The organism is Pantoea coffeiphila, assembly GCF_016909495.1.
In the GTDB taxonomy this organism is placed as follows: Bacteria; Pseudomonadota; Gammaproteobacteria; order Enterobacterales; family Enterobacteriaceae; genus Erwinia; species Erwinia coffeiphila.
The window spans coordinates 740,488-757,182 of sequence record NZ_JAFBFW010000003.1 but is presented as its reverse complement, the minus strand read 5'-3'; the positions used below and the strand labels follow the sequence as shown (position 1 = coordinate 757,182).

Here is a 16,695-nt window from a genome sequence, read left to right as displayed (position 1 = left end):
ACTAGCTAATCAGCTTAGCCCACTGCTCCACCCACGGCGAGGTCACTTCTTCCGGCTCCGGGTTTTCACCGGCATCCACCAGCAGAACATCACCCACGCGGACGGCACTTTGTTCCTGCAGCAGTGCATCAAATTTCTTGCCCGCACCGCAGAAATCGTCATAGCTGCTGTCACCCAGTGCAATAACGCCGTAGCGCAGGGTTGGCTGGTAGCCGAGGCTGTCTTTAATACCATGGAATAAGGATGCGATACTGTCCGGCAAATCACCCTGCCCGGTTGTGGAGGTAATCACCAGCGCGACCTGTCCTTCATAGCGCTTCCAGTCATCCAGCTTAGGATCTTCAAAAATCTTCACCTGGTGACCGGCTTCCGCCAGCAGCGGCTCTGCTTCTTCAGCCACCAACAGCGCGTTTCCGTATACCGTACCAACAAAAATGCCTACCTCAGCCATCATTCTCTCCGGATGCTAAATTTGCCCACTATCCTGCGGGGTTTCCTCGTTTAACTCAACCCTGGGAACCTCAGGGAGACAATCCTGCCAGCCAAACTGCTGCATTGCCCGCTGCCAGACTCCATCCAACCCGGCACGCAGTTCAAGCGGCTCACCGGTGACTGGATGAGCTAACTCTAGTTTGCTGGCATGCAGCATCAGCCGGTTCATACCAAAATGCTGCGCCGCGCCGCGGTTTTGCTTTAAGTCACCGTGGGCACTGTCGCCAATAATCGGGTGTCGCAGATGAGTCATATGGCGACGAAGCTGGTGTTTACGGCCGGTCTGCGGCAGCATTTCCACCAGTGAATAGCGCGAGCTGGGGTAGCGGCTGACCGGCACCGGCTGTTCGGTGATTGCTACGCCGCGCCAGTGCGTTGTGGCGGGCTGCGGCGCTTTATCCGGCTGGCTAAATTTATCGGCAATCTTGTCCAGCTCTTCGGTCAGGGGATAATCCAGCAGTTCATCCCCTTCCAGCCAGCCGCGCACCACGGCATGATAGGTTTTCTGGATTTGATGCTGTTCAAACTGCTGCGACAGCAGGCGGGCCGTTTCGCTCGACAGTGCCATCAGCAGGACGCCGGAGGTCGGGCGATCGAGCCGATGAACGGTGTAAACGTGCTGGCCAATTTGATCGCGCACCGTCTGCATCACAAATACCGTTTCGTGGCGATCCAGCCAGCTACGGTGCACCAGCCAGCCTGAAGGCTTATTGACGGCCACCAGCCAGCTATCCTGATAGATAATTTCCAGCATTAGTTCGGTGACTCAAACAGCTGGTCAATGGCATTCAGGCAGTGCAGCAGCTGAGCGCGCTGCGGGATGTCACCTTCCAGCGCCACTTCATAATAAGGTGCGATCGCCAGCGTTACCGGCAGAGGCGCTCCTGCATCCAGCAGTGCCTGCATGCGCGGGAGGAAAATCCACTGCAGCCACTGCGGCGGGGTCATGGTATCCACACAGAAGGGTTCTACGCTGGCAAAAGCCTCGCTGTTAGGGGCAAATGACTGCCAAAGGCCACAGGACTTAAGCTGCTGCTCAATAGCCTGCAAACGTTCCTGAACTTCGAGTTCACGGCTCATGATTCACCTCTTAAAATGTGCCAGGAAAAGGGCGCAAAGCATATACCTATCGCGGTGAGAGCCGCAACTCCCGCCATCACGTTAAGATTAGACGCTCATCCCTGAAAAACAGGCATAAAAAAAGGGAGCACTGTAAAAACAGTGCTCCCGGTTCGTTTGCAGCTATCCTGCTACCTTAATGCTCCCTGCTCATCCTTGAAAACTTTTCCCTGCGCTATCCTGAGCGAATGCCTTCCTGGCAGTAATCCTTTGATATCCATAACCACCGCCATCCTGTGCGGCTCACATTCTCCGTCCTGGAGGTGTCCCTTACCTCATCCTGAGGTGTCCTCGCTTCATCTGTGAAGCCTTTCCCTGCATCATCATCCCGATGGGTCCCACTCGTTCCATGAGCACATCATCCTGACGTTCATCTCGATGTTCTGAGTGTCCTTCGTGATGGCGATAAGTTTGCCAGACTGAGATAAGCAAACAAGATACCTGTGAGCCCTTTTTCATCGCTTGAATGGAGAAACCTCAAGGGGAAACCCATAACATCATGATACGTATGAATTTTGATTTTATGTTGCATGAAATGTCTGGGCGATCCATAGCGATCTCTTACATCTTATGTAAGACATCTCTCACAAAACAGATCGCTACAGTCTTAATCGGCTGAAGTAAGGGGTTGTAAATAAGTAAGAAAACTCTCAATGGAAGACGCTATTACCTGCTTTTTCTGTGTGCCTAACTGTTCAATGATGACCTCACCGCTAAGGTTACAAACCGAGACCACTTCCAGCTCAGATTCGGTGGTAGCGATAAATAAAGTCGGTGAATGTTTCAAACGCCGCTTCATGACCAGATGACCGATCAGGTTTTCCTGAACGCGGGTAAAGTCCTCTTCGCTCCACACTTGTACTAAAGACAGCGCCTTTCCGTCATAAGTTCCGGCCATATCACCGGCAAATTGTGCGGTATAGAACGCCGCAACTTCGGGCTGAAGTTGAATATCCAGCGCGCGCTCAACCGCATCCAGATTTTTTGCCAGCGTGAAGGGCTGGGGCAACCACCACACTTCATCTTCATGGGTCGCCACAATGCACGGCGAGGGAATACCATAGAGTTCGCCGCTGGCTGGCGCATGGCCAGTCTGCTGCTGCCACTGCTCACAGTAGCGCCGGGTAAAATCGTTTAATGCCTGGGTGGTTTGTTCAATCATTCTTTTTTCACTCTTTCCTGGCTGAGGTACACTAGCGCCCACTATTGCCCGGAGCACCTCCGGACGGATGACCGACGAATTCGCAACAGCGCCTGCCAGTACGGGCGATAAGGTAACACGATGTCTAGCTACAACAATCATCAGGCACTTGAGGGCCTGACGCTGGGTAAACCAACAGAATACCACGACAGCTACCAGCCTGCGCTGCTGCAGGCGGTTCCGCGCAGCCTGAATCGTGAACCTCTGGGGTTATATCCTGATCACCTGCCTTTTAGCGGCGCAGATATCTGGACGCTGTATGAATTGTCCTGGCTAAACAGCAAGGGCCTGCCGCAGGTTGCCGTCGGGGAAATTTCACTGTCGGCAGACAGTGTCAATCTTATCGAATCCAAGAGCTTCAAACTGTACCTCAACAGCTTTAACCAGACTCCGTTCAGCGACTGGGGGGAAGTTCGCCGTACGCTGGAGCGCGATCTCAGCGCCTGCGCCGAGGGCGAAGTCAGCGTGGCGCTGTTCCGCCTGCAGGAAATTGAAGGCCAACCAATCGGCCACTTTGACGGCCACTGTATTGATGAGCAAGACATCGTCATCGACAGCTATGAATTTAACGCCGACTACCTGCGCGATGCCACCGATGGTGAGGTTGTTGAAGAGCAGCTGGTCAGCCATCTGCTGAAATCCAACTGCTTGATCACCAACCAGCCGGACTGGGGATCGGTACAAATCAGCTATCGTGGCCCACGCATTCAGCGGGAAGCACTGCTGCGCTACCTGGTCTCCTTCCGCCACCACAATGAGTTTCACGAACAGTGCGTTGAGCGCATTTTCAGCGATATTCTGCGCTTCTGCCAGCCGGAAGCGCTGAGCGTTTATGCTCGCTATACCCGGCGCGGTGGATTGGATATCAACCCATGGCGAACCAATGCCGATTTTAAGCCTGGTCGGTCACGGCTGGTGCGGCAGTAATTGTGAAGTTGAGCACGTATCCTGTTGTTAAACATCATCAGACAGGGCTAATCTGAAGGGAGGCAGCAGCTTAGCTGCCCAGGATTATGACCAGGGTGGCCGTGATGTATCCTGTCGCGGCTGCCGTGGAGTTACCGCTCACCCTGGCGGGTGTAAAGGAGTTCAATTGATTACACAAATCAGCCCACTCGGCTCAATGGACCTGCTTTCCCAACTGGAAGTCGATATGCTGAAGCGCACGGCCAGCAGCGATCTCTACCAGCTGTTCCGTAACTGCTCTCTTGCCGTACTTAACTCCGGAAGCCAGACCGATAGCAGCCAGGAGCTACTCTCCCGTTTTGAAAGTTTCGATATCAACGTACTGCGCCGTGAACGCGGCGTAAAGCTTGAACTGATTAATCCCCCTGAAGATGCCTTCGTTGACGGACGCCTGATTCGTGCGCTACAGGCCAACCTGTTTGCCGTCCTGCGCGATATTCTTTTCGTTAACGGACAAATTGATAATGCCGGGCGTTTACAGCAGCTGAACACCGACGACTCGGTGCATATCACTAACCTGGTATTCTCGATTCTGCGCAACGCACGTGCGCTGCATGTGGGCGAAGAGCCAAATACCGTGGTGTGCTGGGGCGGCCATTCAATCAACCCCATAGAATATCAGTACTGCCGCAGCGTCGGTGCGCAGCTTGGCCTGCGCGAGTTAAATATCTGTACCGGCTGCGGACCTGGCGTAATGGAAGCGCCAATGAAGGGCGCCGCGGTCGGCCATGCGCAGCAGCGTTACAAAGAAGGCCGCTTTATCGGCATGACCGAGCCGTCAATTATTGCCGCCGAGCCGCCAAACCCGCTGGTTAACGAGCTGATTATTATGCCGGATATCGAGAAACGCCTGGAAGCGTTTGTCCGTATCGCGCACGGTATCCTGATCTTCCCGGGCGGGGTAGGAACGGCGGAAGAGCTGCTTTACCTGCTGGGTATTCTGATGAATCCGCACAACCACGATCAGGTGCTGCCGCTGATCCTGACCGGGCCTAAAGAGAGCGCAGATTACTTCCGCGTGCTGGATGAATTTATCGTCACCACGCTGGGCGAGCAGGCGCGCAAGCACTACAGCATCATCATTGATGATGCGGCTGAAGTTGCACGACAAATGAAAAAAGCAATGCCAAAGGTGAAAGAGTATCGTCGTGAAACCGGTGATGCCTACAGCTTTAACTGGGCGCTGCGCATTGCACCAGATCTTCAGATCCCGTTCGTGCCCAGCCATGAAAACATGGCTAACCTGAACCTCTATCCCGATCAGCCCGCAGAGCAGCTTGCGGCCGCACTGCGCCGGGCTTTTTCCGGTATTGTTGCGGGCAACGTCAAGGATGTTGGGATTCGCGCGATTAAAGAGAACGGCCCGTATAAACTGCACGGCGACCCGCAGCTTATGCACCGTATGGACGAACTACTGCAGGGCTTCGTTGCCCAGCAGCGCATGAAGCTACCGGGCAGCGCCTATGTCCCCTGCTACGAAATCATTAAGTAACCCTGCGAGCGGCCCGCGGGCCGCTCAGGACTCTTGTTTATGTCTGTTCACCTGTTAATTATCGATGCGCTGAACTTGATTCGGCGCATTCACGCGGTTCAGGGATCGCCCTGCCAGGACGCCTGCCTGAATGCGGTTCGCCAACTGCTGCTGCACAGTCAACCTACCCACGCCGTAGCGGTGTTTGACGATGAAGATCGTCAGGAAAGCTGGCGGCATCAACTGCTGCCGGATTACAAAGCCGGGCGTTCGCCGATGCCTGATTCACTGCGTGATGAGATGCCGCTACTGCGGGCCGCGTTTGCCAGCGTGGGCATTGCCAGCTGGCACTCTGCCGGAGATGAAGCCGACGATCTTGCCGCCACGCTGGCCAGCAAAATTGCCTCCGCCGGTCACCAGGCAACGATTGTTTCTACTGATAAAGGCTACTGCCAGCTGCTGGCACCGCAGATCATGATCCGTGACTACTTCCAGAAACGCTGGCTGGACGTGCCGTTTATTGCCGCCGAGTTTGGCGTGGCTCCTGCGCAACTTACCGACTACTGGGGGCTGGCAGGGATCGGCAGCAGTAAAATTCCGGGCGTAGCCGGGATCGGCGGGAAAAGTGCGACACAGCTGCTACAGCAGTTCGGCAGCCTGGCAGAGATCTATCGGCAGATTGATGCCGTGCCCGATAAGTGGCGTAATAAATTGATTGAGCATCAGGAGATGGCCGGGATTTGCAAGCAGGTGGCCACGCTGAGAACCGATTTGCAGCTGGAAGGTAACCTGAAGGAGCTAAGGCTACCCGTCAGAAGTTAAGCGCTGGCTTACAGCTGGTTGGCTGCAAACGCACCGAAAAGCATTTGTCCTGAAACAGCTGCGATCCTGAGTTATGCACGTTTGAGACGCGTAAACTCAATGCCTGCCGTAACGTTACGGCAGGCAAATTCGACACGATGGCTCAGGCTATAAAATCAATCAGCGCTCGTCACGGCGGCCCGGAATGGCGCTCCAGATACGACGAATATGCACCGTCACCTCTTCACGATCGTGATACAGCTGGCGTGCCTGAATCTGGGCATTGATCCCTTCAGCCTTCAGCTTTTCTTCAATCATCGCCAGATTCTGCGAGACTTCTTCATAGCGCTTTTTCATCGGCAGCTTGAGATTGAAAATGGCTTCCCGGCACCAGCCGTTCAACAGCCAGTCAACCATCAGATTGGCCACGCGCACCGGTTTCTCTACCATGTCACAGACCAGCCAGTAGTTATTGTTACGAGTTGGACGGTACTTGAAACCGTCCTCTCGCTGGTGGAAAACCTGCCCGGTATCCATCAGGCTCGGTGCCATCGGACCGTTATCCACCGCATTCACCATCATGCTGCGCTTCACCAGCTGATAGGTCCAGCCGCCCGGGCAAGCGCCCAGATCGACCGCCCACATCCCGCTGGCCAGGCGCTCATCCCATTCATCGGCAGGAATAAAGACGTGGAAGGCTTCTTCCAGCTTCAGGGTAGAACGGCTTGGCGCATCCGAAGGGAACTTAAGGCGCGGAATGCCCATAAAGAACGGTGAGTTGTTATGCGACAGCGAGTAACCAACGTAGCAATAGCCCGGCGCAATAAAGAACACATGCACCACCGGGCGCTTAGCGCTCTCGTAGTTCAGGAGTACACCGGCCTTACGAAGGCTGGCACGCAGCGGTACGGTGAACTTACGGCAGAACTTCAGCAGCTCTTTACTGGCGTTGGTATCCGGCACCTCGACCCGCAAATCCCCGCCTTTTTCCACCGCACCGGTCAGCATGCCAACCACCGGAGTGATGCGATCTTCCTGCGGTAAATCACGCAGCAGCTCACCCACCACAATCATCTGGCGAGCAAAAATCAGCTGGCTGAACTGCAGCTCGTTAATCAGCTTTTCCGCTTCACCCTGCTGATAGCACTCAAACAGCACATAAGCGGAATCTTCTTTCACCCGGGCGAAGCCATACACTTCCCGCTCGGCGGCCTTTGCCGTGATTTCCGCGGCACACTCTTTCTCAAAACCCTGACGGCAATAGAGTAAAACTTTATTCATGGCGTTCTGCCTTTTTGTTAAGACGCAGTGCGCCAATCAACATCAAAATCCAACCGATCAGGAAGCAGGTGCCGCCAATCGGTGTAACGTATACCCAGACCTTCAGGTGTGACAGCGCCAGGCAATACAGGCTGCCGCTGAACAGCACCGTGCCCAGCGCCAAAAATGCACTGCTCCAGTAGAACCAGATATTGGCACGGCGCAGCATCGCAGCACCCATACCGAGTATTGCCAGGGTATGAAACGCCTGGTACTCCAGGCCGGTCTTCATCCATGACATCTCTATCGCCCCCAGGGACTTACTTAATACGTGGGAACCAAACGCCCCAAGCGCGACGAAAAAGAGGCCACTAATCGCTGAAAAGATCAGCATTGCACGACTGGACATTCGGTAGTTCCTCACTCAAACCTGCGGTGATTGCCGCGTTCTGGCTGCTTATTGCTCATAGCGAAAACGAAATTTTTCCTGTTCGCTCGCCGCTTTCGCCAGTATCCATTGCCGGAAGGCGGCTATTTTACCCAGTTCTGCCTGACTGTCATGACAAACCAGATAAAAAGCATTTTTACTGACTAACACATCGTTAAACGGGCAAACCAGGCGACCCGCTTCAATTTCACTCTGCGCCATCACGTTATTCGCCAGCGCTACACCCTGCCCATGAATAGCGGCCTGAAGCACCATGGCGCTGTGACTGAAAATCGGCCCCTGCTGCACGTTAATGGCATTCAGCCCCAGCTGCCGCGTGTAGGCCTGCCAGTCCCGACGCGAGGCATCGTGCAGCAGTGTGTGATTGCTCAGTACGGCGGGTGACGTCAGCGGATGTTCACCGGTTAACAGCTGCGGTGAACACACCGGCAGCAGATACTCCGCATACAGTTTTTCCACCCGCAGCCCAGGCCAATTGCCGCGACCGTAGAAAATCGCCACATCAACATCGTCGGCCAGTTTCTCTTCATCACGGTCCACCGCCTGGATACGCACATCAATCCCCGGATAAGCTGAGTTAAAGCTGGTCAGCCTCGGAACCAGCCACTGAATGGCGAAACTCGGTAACAGGCTGACGGTTAATGCACCTTTGGCACTGCGCGCCTGAAGCTTGCGGGTGGCATCATTCAGTGCGGTAAAAATTTCTTTAATATCGAGGTAATAGCTCTGCCCTTCTTCGGTCAGCAGCAGCGAACGGTTACGGCGGCGGAACAGCTTCAGGCCAAGAAAGTCCTCTAAAGACTTAATTTGATGGCTAACGGCGGCCTGGGTAACAAACAGTTCTTCTGCGGCTTTGGTGAAGCTGAGATGACGCGCGGCAGCGTCAAAAACACGCAACGCATTAAGCGGTGGTAAACGTTTAGACATGGTAGATGGGCACTTTTGATTCACAGCCTGAAGTTACTTTGCAACACAGAGTAACGTATTAGTTTTTTTTATCCGAGACATTATAATTTGTCCGTTGAGGAACTACCAGCAAATACCTATAGTTGCCGCACTTCCTGAGCCGGAACGAAAAGTGTTTTGGAGTTTCGCGTTAACACGCTGAATTTTGAGGGCTTTTGGCTTGTGGTCGTGATGTTGTGTTTGCAATTGACCTGACTATTTTAAGGTCTGGTAGCTCCGCTACCGTTTATTCCTGTAGATTTACCCTGTCTGTCCATAGTGATTTTTACAGCACCGCAAATTGCGGTGCTTTTTTTATTGCAGGGCAAAAATTACTGCCCCATCTCAGCCATCTCTTTCACATCGGAACGGTTAATCTGCTGCTTGTTGCCATTAGCATCTTTGTAGCTGATCATACCGGTATCGTTATCGACCGAGGGTTTACCCTCAGCAACAATCGTGCGTCCGTCATTAGTATGCATCACATAGTTGCTTGAACAGGCTGCCAGAGTAAACGCCATTGCACCTGCGACCAGAACTGCGGCTAATTTTTTCATCTTTATCTCCTTGCAGATAGTAATGCGAAAAACTACCCGCAGAACGACTTGTAAACCGACAAATGACGATAAAAAAAACTGACAAGACGGTTCTCTTATGCGGGTAATAGCTTAAAGCATGCAATATTCAGCATAACCCGCTTTTTCATCTTTGCCAGGAAACCGCGATTTTTTAAGCCTTATCCTAATTGAATCCACTAACCCGCAGGGTTAATGAGGAGTGTATGAAGTCATTTACCCCGCAGCAGTTCCGCCAGCAGTTTCCTGCGCTCAATGAAACCGGCTGCTACCTTGACAGCGCCGCCACTGCCCTGAAACCCCAGGCGGTTATTGCGGCAACGGAAGAGTTTTATCGCCTGAGCGCTGGTACCGTCCACCGCAGCCAGTTTGCCGCAGCACGGCGTTTGACCGAACGTTACGAAAATGCGCGGGGCCTGGTGGCTGGCCTGCTTAATGCAGCCGACGCTAACAGCATCATCTGGACAAAAGGCACCACTGAAGCCATCAACCTCGTTGCCCAGAGCTATCTGCGCCCCCGGCTACAACCGGGAGACGAGATCCTCGTCAGCGAGTCAGAGCATCATGCCAACCTGGTCCCCTGGCTGATGGTGGCAGAGCAGACCTGCGCTAAGGTGGTGAAGTGGCCAATTGGCCCGGACCGCCTGCCGGATATGGCGCAGCTTCCCGCACTGCTTAGCCCGCGCACTCGCCTGCTGGCCATCGGGCAGATGTCGAACGTGACCGGCGGCTGCCCGGACCTGGCGACAATCATTCCCCTCGCCCATGCGGCAGGCGCCAAAGTGATGGTCGACGGTGCACAGGGCGTCGTTCACTGTCCGCCGGATATTCAGGCTCTTGATATTGATTTCTATGCGTTTTCCGGCCATAAGCTGTATGGCCCGATGGGCATCGGTGCGCTGTACGGAAAACCCGACCTGCTGGCGGAGATGTCCCCGTGGCAGGGCGGCGGCAAAATGCTCACTACCGTCAGCTTTGACGGCTTTACGCCGCAGGCCGTGCCCTGGCGTTTTGAACCCGGCACGCCAAACGTCGCCGGAGTCGTCGGCCTGAGTGCGGCGCTGGAGTGGCTGGACGGCATTGATGTTGCTGCGGCTGAGCGCTGGTCCTGCGATCTGGCTGATTTAGCGGAAGCACGGCTCGCTTCACTGCCGGGTTTTCGCAGCTTCCGCAGCAGCGGTTCCAGCCTGCTGGCTTTTGATATTGCTGGCGTGCATCACAGCGATGTGGTGACTCTGCTGGCGGAAAGCGGCATTGCCCTGCGGTCCGGCCAGCACTGTGCTCAGCCTTTACTGGCGGCGCTGGGCGTCAGTGGTACACTGCGCGCCTCATTTGCCCCCTATAATACGCTTTCCGATGTGGACGCGCTGACTGCGGCCATGACCACCGCCCTGACACTACTGGCAGACTGATTAATGAGTACAGAAACACTTGCGCCACATCCTTTTGGCACACAGATTACCGCCGCCTCCCTGCTTGAGCAGTTCTCCGCCTTCAAACAGTGGGAAGATCGCTACCGTCAGCTGATTCTGTTAGGCAAGCAGCTCCCTGCTCTGCCGGAAGCCCTGAAATCCAGCAGCATTGAACTCAGCGGCTGTGAAAATCGCGTCTGGCTGGGGCATCAGCGCGCGGCCGACGGCAGGCTGCATTTTTACGGCGACAGTGAAGGCAGGATCGTGCGCGGTTTGCTGGCGGTACTGCTTACCGCCGTGGAAGGAAAAACTCAGCAAGAACTGTTGCAGAGCGATCCGCTTGAGCTGTTCAGCCAGCTGGGACTGAAAGATCAACTCAGTTCCTCACGCAGTGCCGGGCTTCAGGCACTGGCCGATGCAGCGATCGGCGCGGCGAAGGAATAAAGATAAAATGGGCTTTCCGGCGTCATCGGGTTGGACAGTATCGGCTTTGGAACATCCCGCCCTCTGATCGATAGAGCCGGGCACGCTATTTCGCGCGTTCGGCCTTCGCCATCATTTTTTTCAGCGCGTGCGAGACCGCAACGAAGCCGAAAGTGGCCGTCACCATCGTCGCCGCACCAAACCCGGCGGAGCAGTCCATACGCTTTGGCCCCTCGGCGGTGGTGCGCGAGGCACAGACCGAACCATCCGGCTGTGGATACTTCAGCGCCTCGGTGGAAAAAACACAGTCGATGCCAAGCTTGCCTTTACTGCCTTTGACGATATTAAAGTCACTTTTCAGCCGCTCACGCAGCTTGGCCGCCAGCGGGTCCTGAATGGTTTTCGCCAGATCGGCAACCTGGATCTGCGTTGGATCGATCTGCCCACCCGCGCCACCGGTGGTCACCAGCGGCACTTTATTACGGCGGCACCAGGCCAGCAGCGCCGCTTTGGGCCTGACGCTGTCAATGGCATCAATCACATAGCTAAACCCCTGCCCCATCAACGCTGCGGTATTGTCCGGGGTAATAAAGTCATCAACGCAGGTCACTCGACATTCCGGATTGATCTCCCGAATTCGTTCCGCCATCACCTCGGTTTTTGCCTTACCGACATTATCCTTTAGCGCGTGGATCTGACGATTGGTATTGGTCACGCAAACATCATCCATATCAATCAGGGTAATCGCGCCGATACCGGTACGCGCCAGGGCTTCTGCCGCCCAGGAGCCAACGCCACCAATGCCGACCACGCACACATGGGCGTCGGCAAACAGCTGCAGCGCGGACTGGCCGTACAGGCGCGCCGTACCGCCAAAACGTTGCAGCCAGGCGTCAGATAAAGCAGTCATTTATTCATCCTCGATAAAAACGTCGGGCCGGCAATCCGGCCCGTGATGGGTTTACTGGCTAACCAGTAACGAACCCTGAGTGCGATTTTGCGTGGAGGCAGAAGAGAACAGCGGCATACCGGTTCCCGGCGCGGCTTTCAGCACCCAGACGCGACCATAGTGATTATACCATCCCGCCATATGTCCGGCTTCCGGGCCAATGCCCTGGTACATATCAAAATGCTGCCCTTTAATTGCGCCGCCGACATCCAGCGACACCATCATACGCATCTCATATTTTCCGGTGAACTTACCGTTGTTGTCCAGCAGCGGGATCTCAGCCAGCAGTGCAGTACCCGGCGGGATCAGCGAACGGTCGGCCGCCACCGAGGCCTTCGCAATCAGCGGAACGGCGCTGGCTCCGCGGACTGGTGCAAAATTTTCCGGCTTAAAGAAGACAAACGAAGGATTCTGCTCCAGCAGTTCTCGCACCTGTTCCGGGCTATGTTCCTCGCCCCACTGGCGGATGGCCTGCATCGACATATCTTCACGCTTCACCTCACCGCGATCGATCAGCACCTTGCCGATACTGCGGTAGGCGTGACCGTTCTTGCCGCCATAGCCAAAGAACATCAGCGGGCGGCCGTCACCGTAGTCAACATAGCCGCTGCCCTGCACATCCATAATAAAGTTATCCATCAGCGAATTACTCCAGGCCGCAATATAGCGATCCCCGAGCGCGCCACTGTAGATCTGTGCCCGGCTGGGCAGCTTACCCTTGCCACGCGGCGGCATACGGTAAAGAGGATACTGGAATTCCCCCTGACGCGTATAACGAGCCTGAACGACCGGCGTGTAATAGCCGGTAAACTGCACGTTGCCGTAGTTATCTGCCCCTTCCATCTGATAGGCATCAAGGCCGAACTGGCGCAGCTGGCGAGTATCACCACCGGCCATCAGCCAGCTCTGAATCGCGCTGTAGGTGCCGGACTGGCGTGAATACATGCCGGAAGAGGTTGAGCGAATCTGTGAAACCTGGTCGGCAAAGTCTTTGCCGTTAACCGGGCGTCCTTTGGCATTGGGCTGGTTGACCAGAGCCAGCGGCTGATCCAGCTTACCGTCCTTATACTGCTGACCGCGATCGGTCGGTTTTGACGAACATCCAACCAGCAACGCCATCAGCGTACCGGTCACCAGATATTTAGCCCAATGTCCTTTCATCCTTTATCTACCTTTATGCAGAAACCCAGCGCGAAGATAGCAAAGCCACTGGCATAATTAAATGCGCCATCGGCTGTAGCGCTCTGATTTGTGCAACATTTCACCATCCGGTTCAAATAATGAGTGGAAGGCACGTTTTTTCCCACTTATCGTAAAAAATGGGTTGCAAGAAAAACCATGCGGCGTATAGTGCGCATCCACGGACGCGGGATGGAGCAGCCTGGTAGCTCGTCGGGCTCATAACCCGAAGGTCGTCGGTTCAAATCCGGCTCCCGCAACCAATTCGCAGCAGTCAGGCGAAAGAAAGAAAAAGAAAGTGTCGTGATGGAAGCGGCAACGCGGACGCGGGATGGAGCAGCCTGGTAGCTCGTCGGGCTCATAACCCGAAGGTCGTCGGTTCAAATCCGGCTCCCGCAACCATTCGCAGCGGTAATGCGAAAGAAGTAAAAGAAATGTCGTGATGGAAGCGACAACACGGACGCGGGATGGAGCAGCCTGGTAGCTCGTCGGGCTCATAACCCGAAGGTCGTCGGTTCGAATCCGGCTCCCGCAACCAATCAAACACCCTTAAGGGTGTTTTTTTGTATCTGCAGTTTGTTCGCTGATCTAAAGCGGACGGTTTCCCCGCCCCACTTCTCTATTTATGCGGGCTCAGCGATGCGCCGTTAGCAAAGTAAGCCTTAATCCCGGCAAAAATCGACTCCGCCACCTGCTGCTGAAAATGCGCGGTACGCAGCTTGCGCTCTTCTTCTATATTGCTGATAAACGCCGTCTCAACCAGTATTGACGGAATATCCGGTGCTTTGAGTACCGCAAATCCGGCCTGATCGACGCTGCGTTTATGCAGATGGTTTACCTTCCCCATTCGTGACAGCACCTCTTTACCAAACTTCAGGCTGTCGTTAATTGTCAGGCTCTGCACCATATCGAACATCGTATGGTCCAGATAGCGATCGCCACTCATGCTGACGCCGCCAATTAAATCCGATTCGTTTTGGGTTTGCGCCAGATAACGCGCGGCGGTGCTGGTGGCCCCTTTGGTCGACAGGGCAAAAACCGACGACCCACGAGCGGCGCGGCTGGTAAACGCATCGGCGTGGATCGAGACAAACAGATCCGCACGCTGCTTGCGCGCTTTCGCCACCCGCACCTTCAGCGGGATAAACACATCTTCATTACGCGTCATATAAGCACGCATGTTCGGGTGTTTATCGATTAGCGCTTTCAGGCGGCGGCCAATTTTCAGCACCACATCCTTCTCGCGGGTTTTATGCTTGCCGACCGCACCGGAATCTTCCCCACCGTGCCCGGGGTCAATCATAATCACGATGGGCCGGTCTTTCCCGGCCTTACCCGGCAGCGGTGCCGCGGCGGGCTGGCTGCGTTCCAGCTCGCCCTGATTGTAATCTTCCAGTAATGCCAGCAGCGGATCATCATCGTGCGGCTGTTTAACCGGGTAAAGATCCAACACCAGGCGGTTTTTGATCCCGGCAACCGGTGCCAGTGTGAAGGTCTTGGGCGAGACGTTTTGCTTCAGTTCCAGCACCAGTCGCACGGTGCTGGCATCAAACTGTCCCACGCGGGCATTTTTGATGTAGGGGTCGTCCTGACGCACCAGATTGCCGACGCCATTCAGCGTGCGATTGAGCTGAATATTTTCAATATCGATCACCACGCGATCGGGATTACTGAGCGCGAACTGCTTATACTTCAGTGGGATATTAGACTCAATGGTCAGGCGAGAATAGGTTGACGAGGGCCAGATGCGGATCGCCACAACATGGCCGCCGGCAGCCATACCTGCCCGGCTGACGCTGAGCAGCAATACGGCACCCGCTCCCTGTAAAAGCCGTCGTCGGTTGAGGGATGTTGAATCGGTCATGCCACTCCAGTTGCTGTGAATTGATTAATAAAAAGACAAACGTTCGTTTTTTGCAAAAACTTTAGCGAATCCCTTAACCTGTGTCACCCCAAAAAAGCGATTAAATGCAGCACATTAGCGAGAGCAAAAATCAGTACTGGGTGATAACTAAGGAAAAATGCCACTTGCGCCCGAAGCAATAAAAGAATAAAAATACACATTTACCGAATAATAATGCAAAGAGGGTTTGCCGTGAAGGAACGTAGTACCGAGCTGGTTCAGGGTTTTCGCCATACCGTTCCCTATATCAATGCCCACCGTGGTAAGACGTTTGTCATAATGCTGGGTGGTGAAGCCATCGAGCATGAGAACTTCTCAAGCATCGTTAATGATATTGGCCTGCTGCATAGCCTGGGCATCCGCCTGGTGGTGGTTTACGGGGCCAGACCGCAGATCGATGCCAACCTCTCCGAGCGAAATCTCGAGCCTGTTTATCACAAGCATACCCGCGTAACGGACGCACAATCGCTGGAGCTGGTCAAACAGGCCGCCGGCCGGCTGCAGCTGGATATTACCGCTCGCCTGTCGATGAGCCTGAACAACACTCCGCTGCAGGGCGCGCATATTAATGTAGTCAGCGGCAACTTTATTATCGCCCAGCCTCTCGGCGTGGATGACGGAGTGGACTACTGCCACAGCGGCCGTATTCGCCGCATTGATGAAGAAGCGATCCACCGTCAGCTGGACAGTGGTGCCATCGTGTTAATGGGGCCGGTGGCGGTTTCCGTTACCGGTGAAAGCTTCAACCTGACCTCTGAAGAGGTGGCAACCCAGCTGGCGATTAAGCTGAAAGCGGAGAAAATGATCGGTTTCTGCTCCGAGCAGGGTGTCACCAACAGCAGCGGCGATATTGTCTCCGAACTGTTCCCGAACGAAGCGCAGCAGCGCATTGAAGAGCTGGAAAATGACCAGGATTACCATTCCGGCACCGTACGTTTTCTGCGCGGCGCGGTAAAGGCCTGCCGCAGCGGCGTGCGTCGCAGCCACCTGATCAGCTATCAGGAAGACGGTGCCCTGCTGCAGGAGCTGTTCTCTCGTGACGGTATTGGTACACAGATTGTGATGGAGAGCGCCGAGCAGATCCGTCGCGCCACCATTAACGATATTGGCGGCATCCTTGAGCTCATCCGTCCGCTGGAGCAGCAGGGTATTCTGGTGCGCCGTTCACGCGAACAGCTGGAAATGGAAATCGACAAATTCACCATTATCGAGCGCGATAACCTGACTATCGGCTGCGCCGCGCTTTATCCATTCCCGGAAGAGCAGATTGGTGAAATGGCCTGTGTTGCCGTTCATCCGGATTACCGCAGTTCATCACGCGGCGAGGCGCTGCTTGAGCGTATCGCGCTACAGGCTCGCCAGATGGGGCTGAAAAAGCTGTTCGTGTTGACCACGCGCAGCATCCACTGGTTCCAGGAGCGCGGCTTCCAGCCGGTGGATGTGGAACTGCTGCCGAGCAGTAAGAAAGAGATGTACAACTATCAGCGCCGTTCCAAGGTGCTGATGGTAGATCTCCGGGAAAACAGCGTGCACGTGCGCCAGAGCTAACTG

General features: G+C 54.9%; 17 protein-coding genes and 3 tRNA genes. 9 read left to right on the top strand and 11 right to left on the bottom strand.

Annotated features, from left to right (window positions below):
- Position 1: 1 nt before the first annotated feature.
- The 4 genes from JOE09_RS13140 to syd form a co-directional block, all read right to left on the bottom strand.
- Positions 2–451 (bottom strand): flavodoxin, encoded by a 450-nt coding sequence (locus JOE09_RS13140; RefSeq protein ID WP_105593924.1) that lies wholly within the window; start codon positions 449–451, stop codon positions 2–4.
- A gap of 15 nt (positions 452–466) precedes the next feature.
- Positions 467–1,246 carry a tRNA pseudouridine(65) synthase TruC gene (truC, locus tag JOE09_RS13135; RefSeq protein ID WP_205066069.1) on the bottom strand — a complete coding sequence of 260 codons (780 nt, stop codon included), beginning with the start codon at positions 1,244–1,246 and terminating at the stop codon, positions 467–469.
- Positions 1,246–1,572, bottom strand: a complete 327-nt coding sequence (locus JOE09_RS13130) for a YqcC family protein (protein WP_205066068.1) — start codon at positions 1,570–1,572, stop codon at positions 1,246–1,248. The genes truC and JOE09_RS13130 overlap by 1 nt, the downstream gene beginning before the upstream one ends.
- Positions 1,573–2,218: 646 nt before the next feature.
- Positions 2,219–2,773, bottom strand: coding sequence for a SecY-interacting protein (syd, locus tag JOE09_RS13125; RefSeq protein ID WP_205066155.1), 555 nt, complete (start codon positions 2,771–2,773; stop codon positions 2,219–2,221).
- 120 nt (positions 2,774–2,893) lie between these two features.
- Here syd and queF point away from each other — a divergent pair, with 120 nt between their 5' ends.
- The 3 genes from queF (at position 2,894) to xni (ending at position 6,071) form a co-directional block, all read left to right on the top strand.
- Positions 2,894–3,739 carry an NADPH-dependent 7-cyano-7-deazaguanine reductase QueF gene (queF, locus tag JOE09_RS13120; RefSeq protein WP_205066067.1) on the top strand — a complete coding sequence of 282 codons (846 nt, stop codon included), beginning with the start codon at positions 2,894–2,896 and terminating at the stop codon, positions 3,737–3,739.
- A 166-nt stretch (positions 3,740–3,905) separates the two neighbouring features.
- Positions 3,906–5,270 carry a nucleotide 5'-monophosphate nucleosidase PpnN gene (gene ppnN, locus JOE09_RS13115; protein ID WP_205066066.1) on the top strand — a complete coding sequence of 455 codons (1,365 nt, stop codon included), beginning with the start codon at positions 3,906–3,908 and terminating at the stop codon, positions 5,268–5,270.
- A gap of 39 nt (positions 5,271–5,309) precedes the next feature.
- Positions 5,310–6,071: a flap endonuclease Xni gene (gene xni / locus JOE09_RS13110; protein WP_205066065.1), complete on the top strand. Its 762-nt coding sequence runs from the start codon at positions 5,310–5,312 to the stop codon at positions 6,069–6,071.
- A 159-nt stretch (positions 6,072–6,230) separates the two neighbouring features.
- On the opposite strand, the gene rlmM is transcribed toward xni, so the two are convergent.
- From rlmM to JOE09_RS13090, 4 genes are all read right to left on the bottom strand, one after another.
- A complete protein-coding gene (gene rlmM / locus JOE09_RS13105; protein WP_200547050.1) occupies positions 6,231–7,331 on the bottom strand; it encodes a 23S rRNA (cytidine(2498)-2'-O)-methyltransferase RlmM in 1,101 nt (366 codons plus the stop codon).
- Positions 7,324–7,719, bottom strand: coding sequence for a DUF423 domain-containing protein (locus tag JOE09_RS13100; RefSeq protein WP_123330968.1), 396 nt, complete (start codon positions 7,717–7,719; stop codon positions 7,324–7,326). The genes rlmM and JOE09_RS13100 overlap by 8 nt, the downstream gene beginning before the upstream one ends.
- Before the next feature lie 48 nt (positions 7,720–7,767).
- Entirely contained in the window at positions 7,768–8,685 is a 918-nt protein-coding gene (locus JOE09_RS13095) for a transcriptional regulator GcvA (protein ID WP_105593915.1), read from the bottom strand.
- A gap of 350 nt (positions 8,686–9,035) precedes the next feature.
- Complete coding sequence (locus JOE09_RS13090; protein WP_105593914.1) at positions 9,036–9,260, bottom strand: YgdI/YgdR family lipoprotein; 225 nt, start codon at positions 9,258–9,260, stop codon at positions 9,036–9,038.
- A 224-nt stretch (positions 9,261–9,484) separates the two neighbouring features.
- Between JOE09_RS13090 and csdA the strand changes: the two genes are divergently transcribed.
- Positions 9,485–10,690 carry a cysteine desulfurase CsdA gene (gene csdA, locus JOE09_RS13085; protein WP_205066064.1) on the top strand — a complete coding sequence of 402 codons (1,206 nt, stop codon included), beginning with the start codon at positions 9,485–9,487 and terminating at the stop codon, positions 10,688–10,690.
- Between the two features lie 3 nt (positions 10,691–10,693).
- Positions 10,694–11,134 carry a cysteine desulfurase sulfur acceptor subunit CsdE gene (csdE, locus tag JOE09_RS13080; protein ID WP_205066063.1) on the top strand — a complete coding sequence of 147 codons (441 nt, stop codon included), beginning with the start codon at positions 10,694–10,696 and terminating at the stop codon, positions 11,132–11,134.
- Positions 11,135–11,219: 85 nt separating this feature from the next.
- Here the strand turns inward: csdE and tcdA are convergent, their stop codons facing one another.
- Both tcdA and mltA read right to left on the bottom strand, forming a co-directional pair.
- Positions 11,220–12,023, bottom strand: coding sequence for a tRNA cyclic N6-threonylcarbamoyladenosine(37) synthase TcdA (gene tcdA, locus JOE09_RS13075; protein ID WP_205066062.1), 804 nt, complete (start codon positions 12,021–12,023; stop codon positions 11,220–11,222).
- 51 nt (positions 12,024–12,074) lie between these two features.
- Positions 12,075–13,223: a murein transglycosylase A gene (gene mltA / locus JOE09_RS13070; protein WP_200547055.1), complete on the bottom strand. Its 1,149-nt coding sequence runs from the start codon at positions 13,221–13,223 to the stop codon at positions 12,075–12,077.
- A gap of 204 nt (positions 13,224–13,427) precedes the next feature.
- Here mltA and JOE09_RS13065 point away from each other — a divergent pair.
- The 3 genes from JOE09_RS13065 to JOE09_RS13055 all read left to right on the top strand — a co-directional run bounded on the left by JOE09_RS13065 (position 13,428) and on the right by JOE09_RS13055 (position 13,779).
- Positions 13,428–13,504, top strand: a tRNA-Met gene (locus JOE09_RS13065).
- Between the two features lie 62 nt (positions 13,505–13,566).
- Positions 13,567–13,643: transfer RNA gene (locus JOE09_RS13060), tRNA-Met, on the top strand.
- 59 nt (positions 13,644–13,702) lie between these two features.
- Positions 13,703–13,779, top strand: a tRNA-Met gene (locus JOE09_RS13055).
- An 81-nt stretch (positions 13,780–13,860) separates the two neighbouring features.
- Here the strand turns inward: JOE09_RS13055 and amiC are convergent.
- Complete coding sequence (gene amiC, locus JOE09_RS13050; protein ID WP_205066061.1) at positions 13,861–15,105, bottom strand: N-acetylmuramoyl-L-alanine amidase AmiC; 1,245 nt, start codon at positions 15,103–15,105, stop codon at positions 13,861–13,863.
- 213 nt (positions 15,106–15,318) lie between these two features.
- On the opposite strand from amiC, the gene argA reads away from it, so the two are divergent.
- A complete protein-coding gene (gene argA / locus JOE09_RS13045) occupies positions 15,319–16,692 on the top strand; it encodes an amino-acid N-acetyltransferase (RefSeq protein WP_200547057.1) in 1,374 nt (457 codons plus the stop codon).
- Positions 16,693–16,695 lie beyond the last annotated feature (3 nt).

Coding starts and splice junctions, on each gene's coding strand:
- JOE09_RS13140 (WP_105593924.1), bottom strand. CDS start 451: ATGGCTGAGGTAGGCATTTTTGTTGGTACGGTATACGGAAACGCGCTG.
- truC (WP_205066069.1), bottom strand. CDS start 1,246: ATGCTGGAAATTATCTATCAGGATAGCTGGCTGGTGGCCGTCAATAAG.
- JOE09_RS13130 (WP_205066068.1), bottom strand. CDS start 1,572: ATGAGCCGTGAACTCGAAGTTCAGGAACGTTTGCAGGCTATTGAGCAG.
- syd (WP_205066155.1), bottom strand. CDS start 2,773: ATGATTGAACAAACCACCCAGGCATTAAACGATTTTACCCGGCGCTAC.
- queF (WP_205066067.1), top strand. CDS start 2,894: ATGTCTAGCTACAACAATCATCAGGCACTTGAGGGCCTGACGCTGGGT.
- xni (WP_205066065.1), top strand. CDS start 5,310: ATGTCTGTTCACCTGTTAATTATCGATGCGCTGAACTTGATTCGGCGC.
- rlmM (WP_200547050.1), bottom strand. CDS start 7,331: ATGAATAAAGTTTTACTCTATTGCCGTCAGGGTTTTGAGAAAGAGTGT.
- JOE09_RS13100 (WP_123330968.1), bottom strand. CDS start 7,719: ATGTCCAGTCGTGCAATGCTGATCTTTTCAGCGATTAGTGGCCTCTTT.
- JOE09_RS13095 (WP_105593915.1), bottom strand. CDS start 8,685: ATGTCTAAACGTTTACCACCGCTTAATGCGTTGCGTGTTTTTGACGCT.
- JOE09_RS13090 (WP_105593914.1), bottom strand. CDS start 9,260: ATGAAAAAATTAGCCGCAGTTCTGGTCGCAGGTGCAATGGCGTTTACT.
- csdA (WP_205066064.1), top strand. CDS start 9,485: ATGAAGTCATTTACCCCGCAGCAGTTCCGCCAGCAGTTTCCTGCGCTC.
- csdE (WP_205066063.1), top strand. CDS start 10,694: ATGAGTACAGAAACACTTGCGCCACATCCTTTTGGCACACAGATTACC.
- tcdA (WP_205066062.1), bottom strand. CDS start 12,023: ATGACTGCTTTATCTGACGCCTGGCTGCAACGTTTTGGCGGTACGGCG.
- mltA (WP_200547055.1), bottom strand. CDS start 13,223: ATGAAAGGACATTGGGCTAAATATCTGGTGACCGGTACGCTGATGGCG.
- amiC (WP_205066061.1), bottom strand. CDS start 15,105: ATGACCGATTCAACATCCCTCAACCGACGACGGCTTTTACAGGGAGCG.
- argA (WP_200547057.1), top strand. CDS start 15,319: ATGCAAAGAGGGTTTGCCGTGAAGGAACGTAGTACCGAGCTGGTTCAG.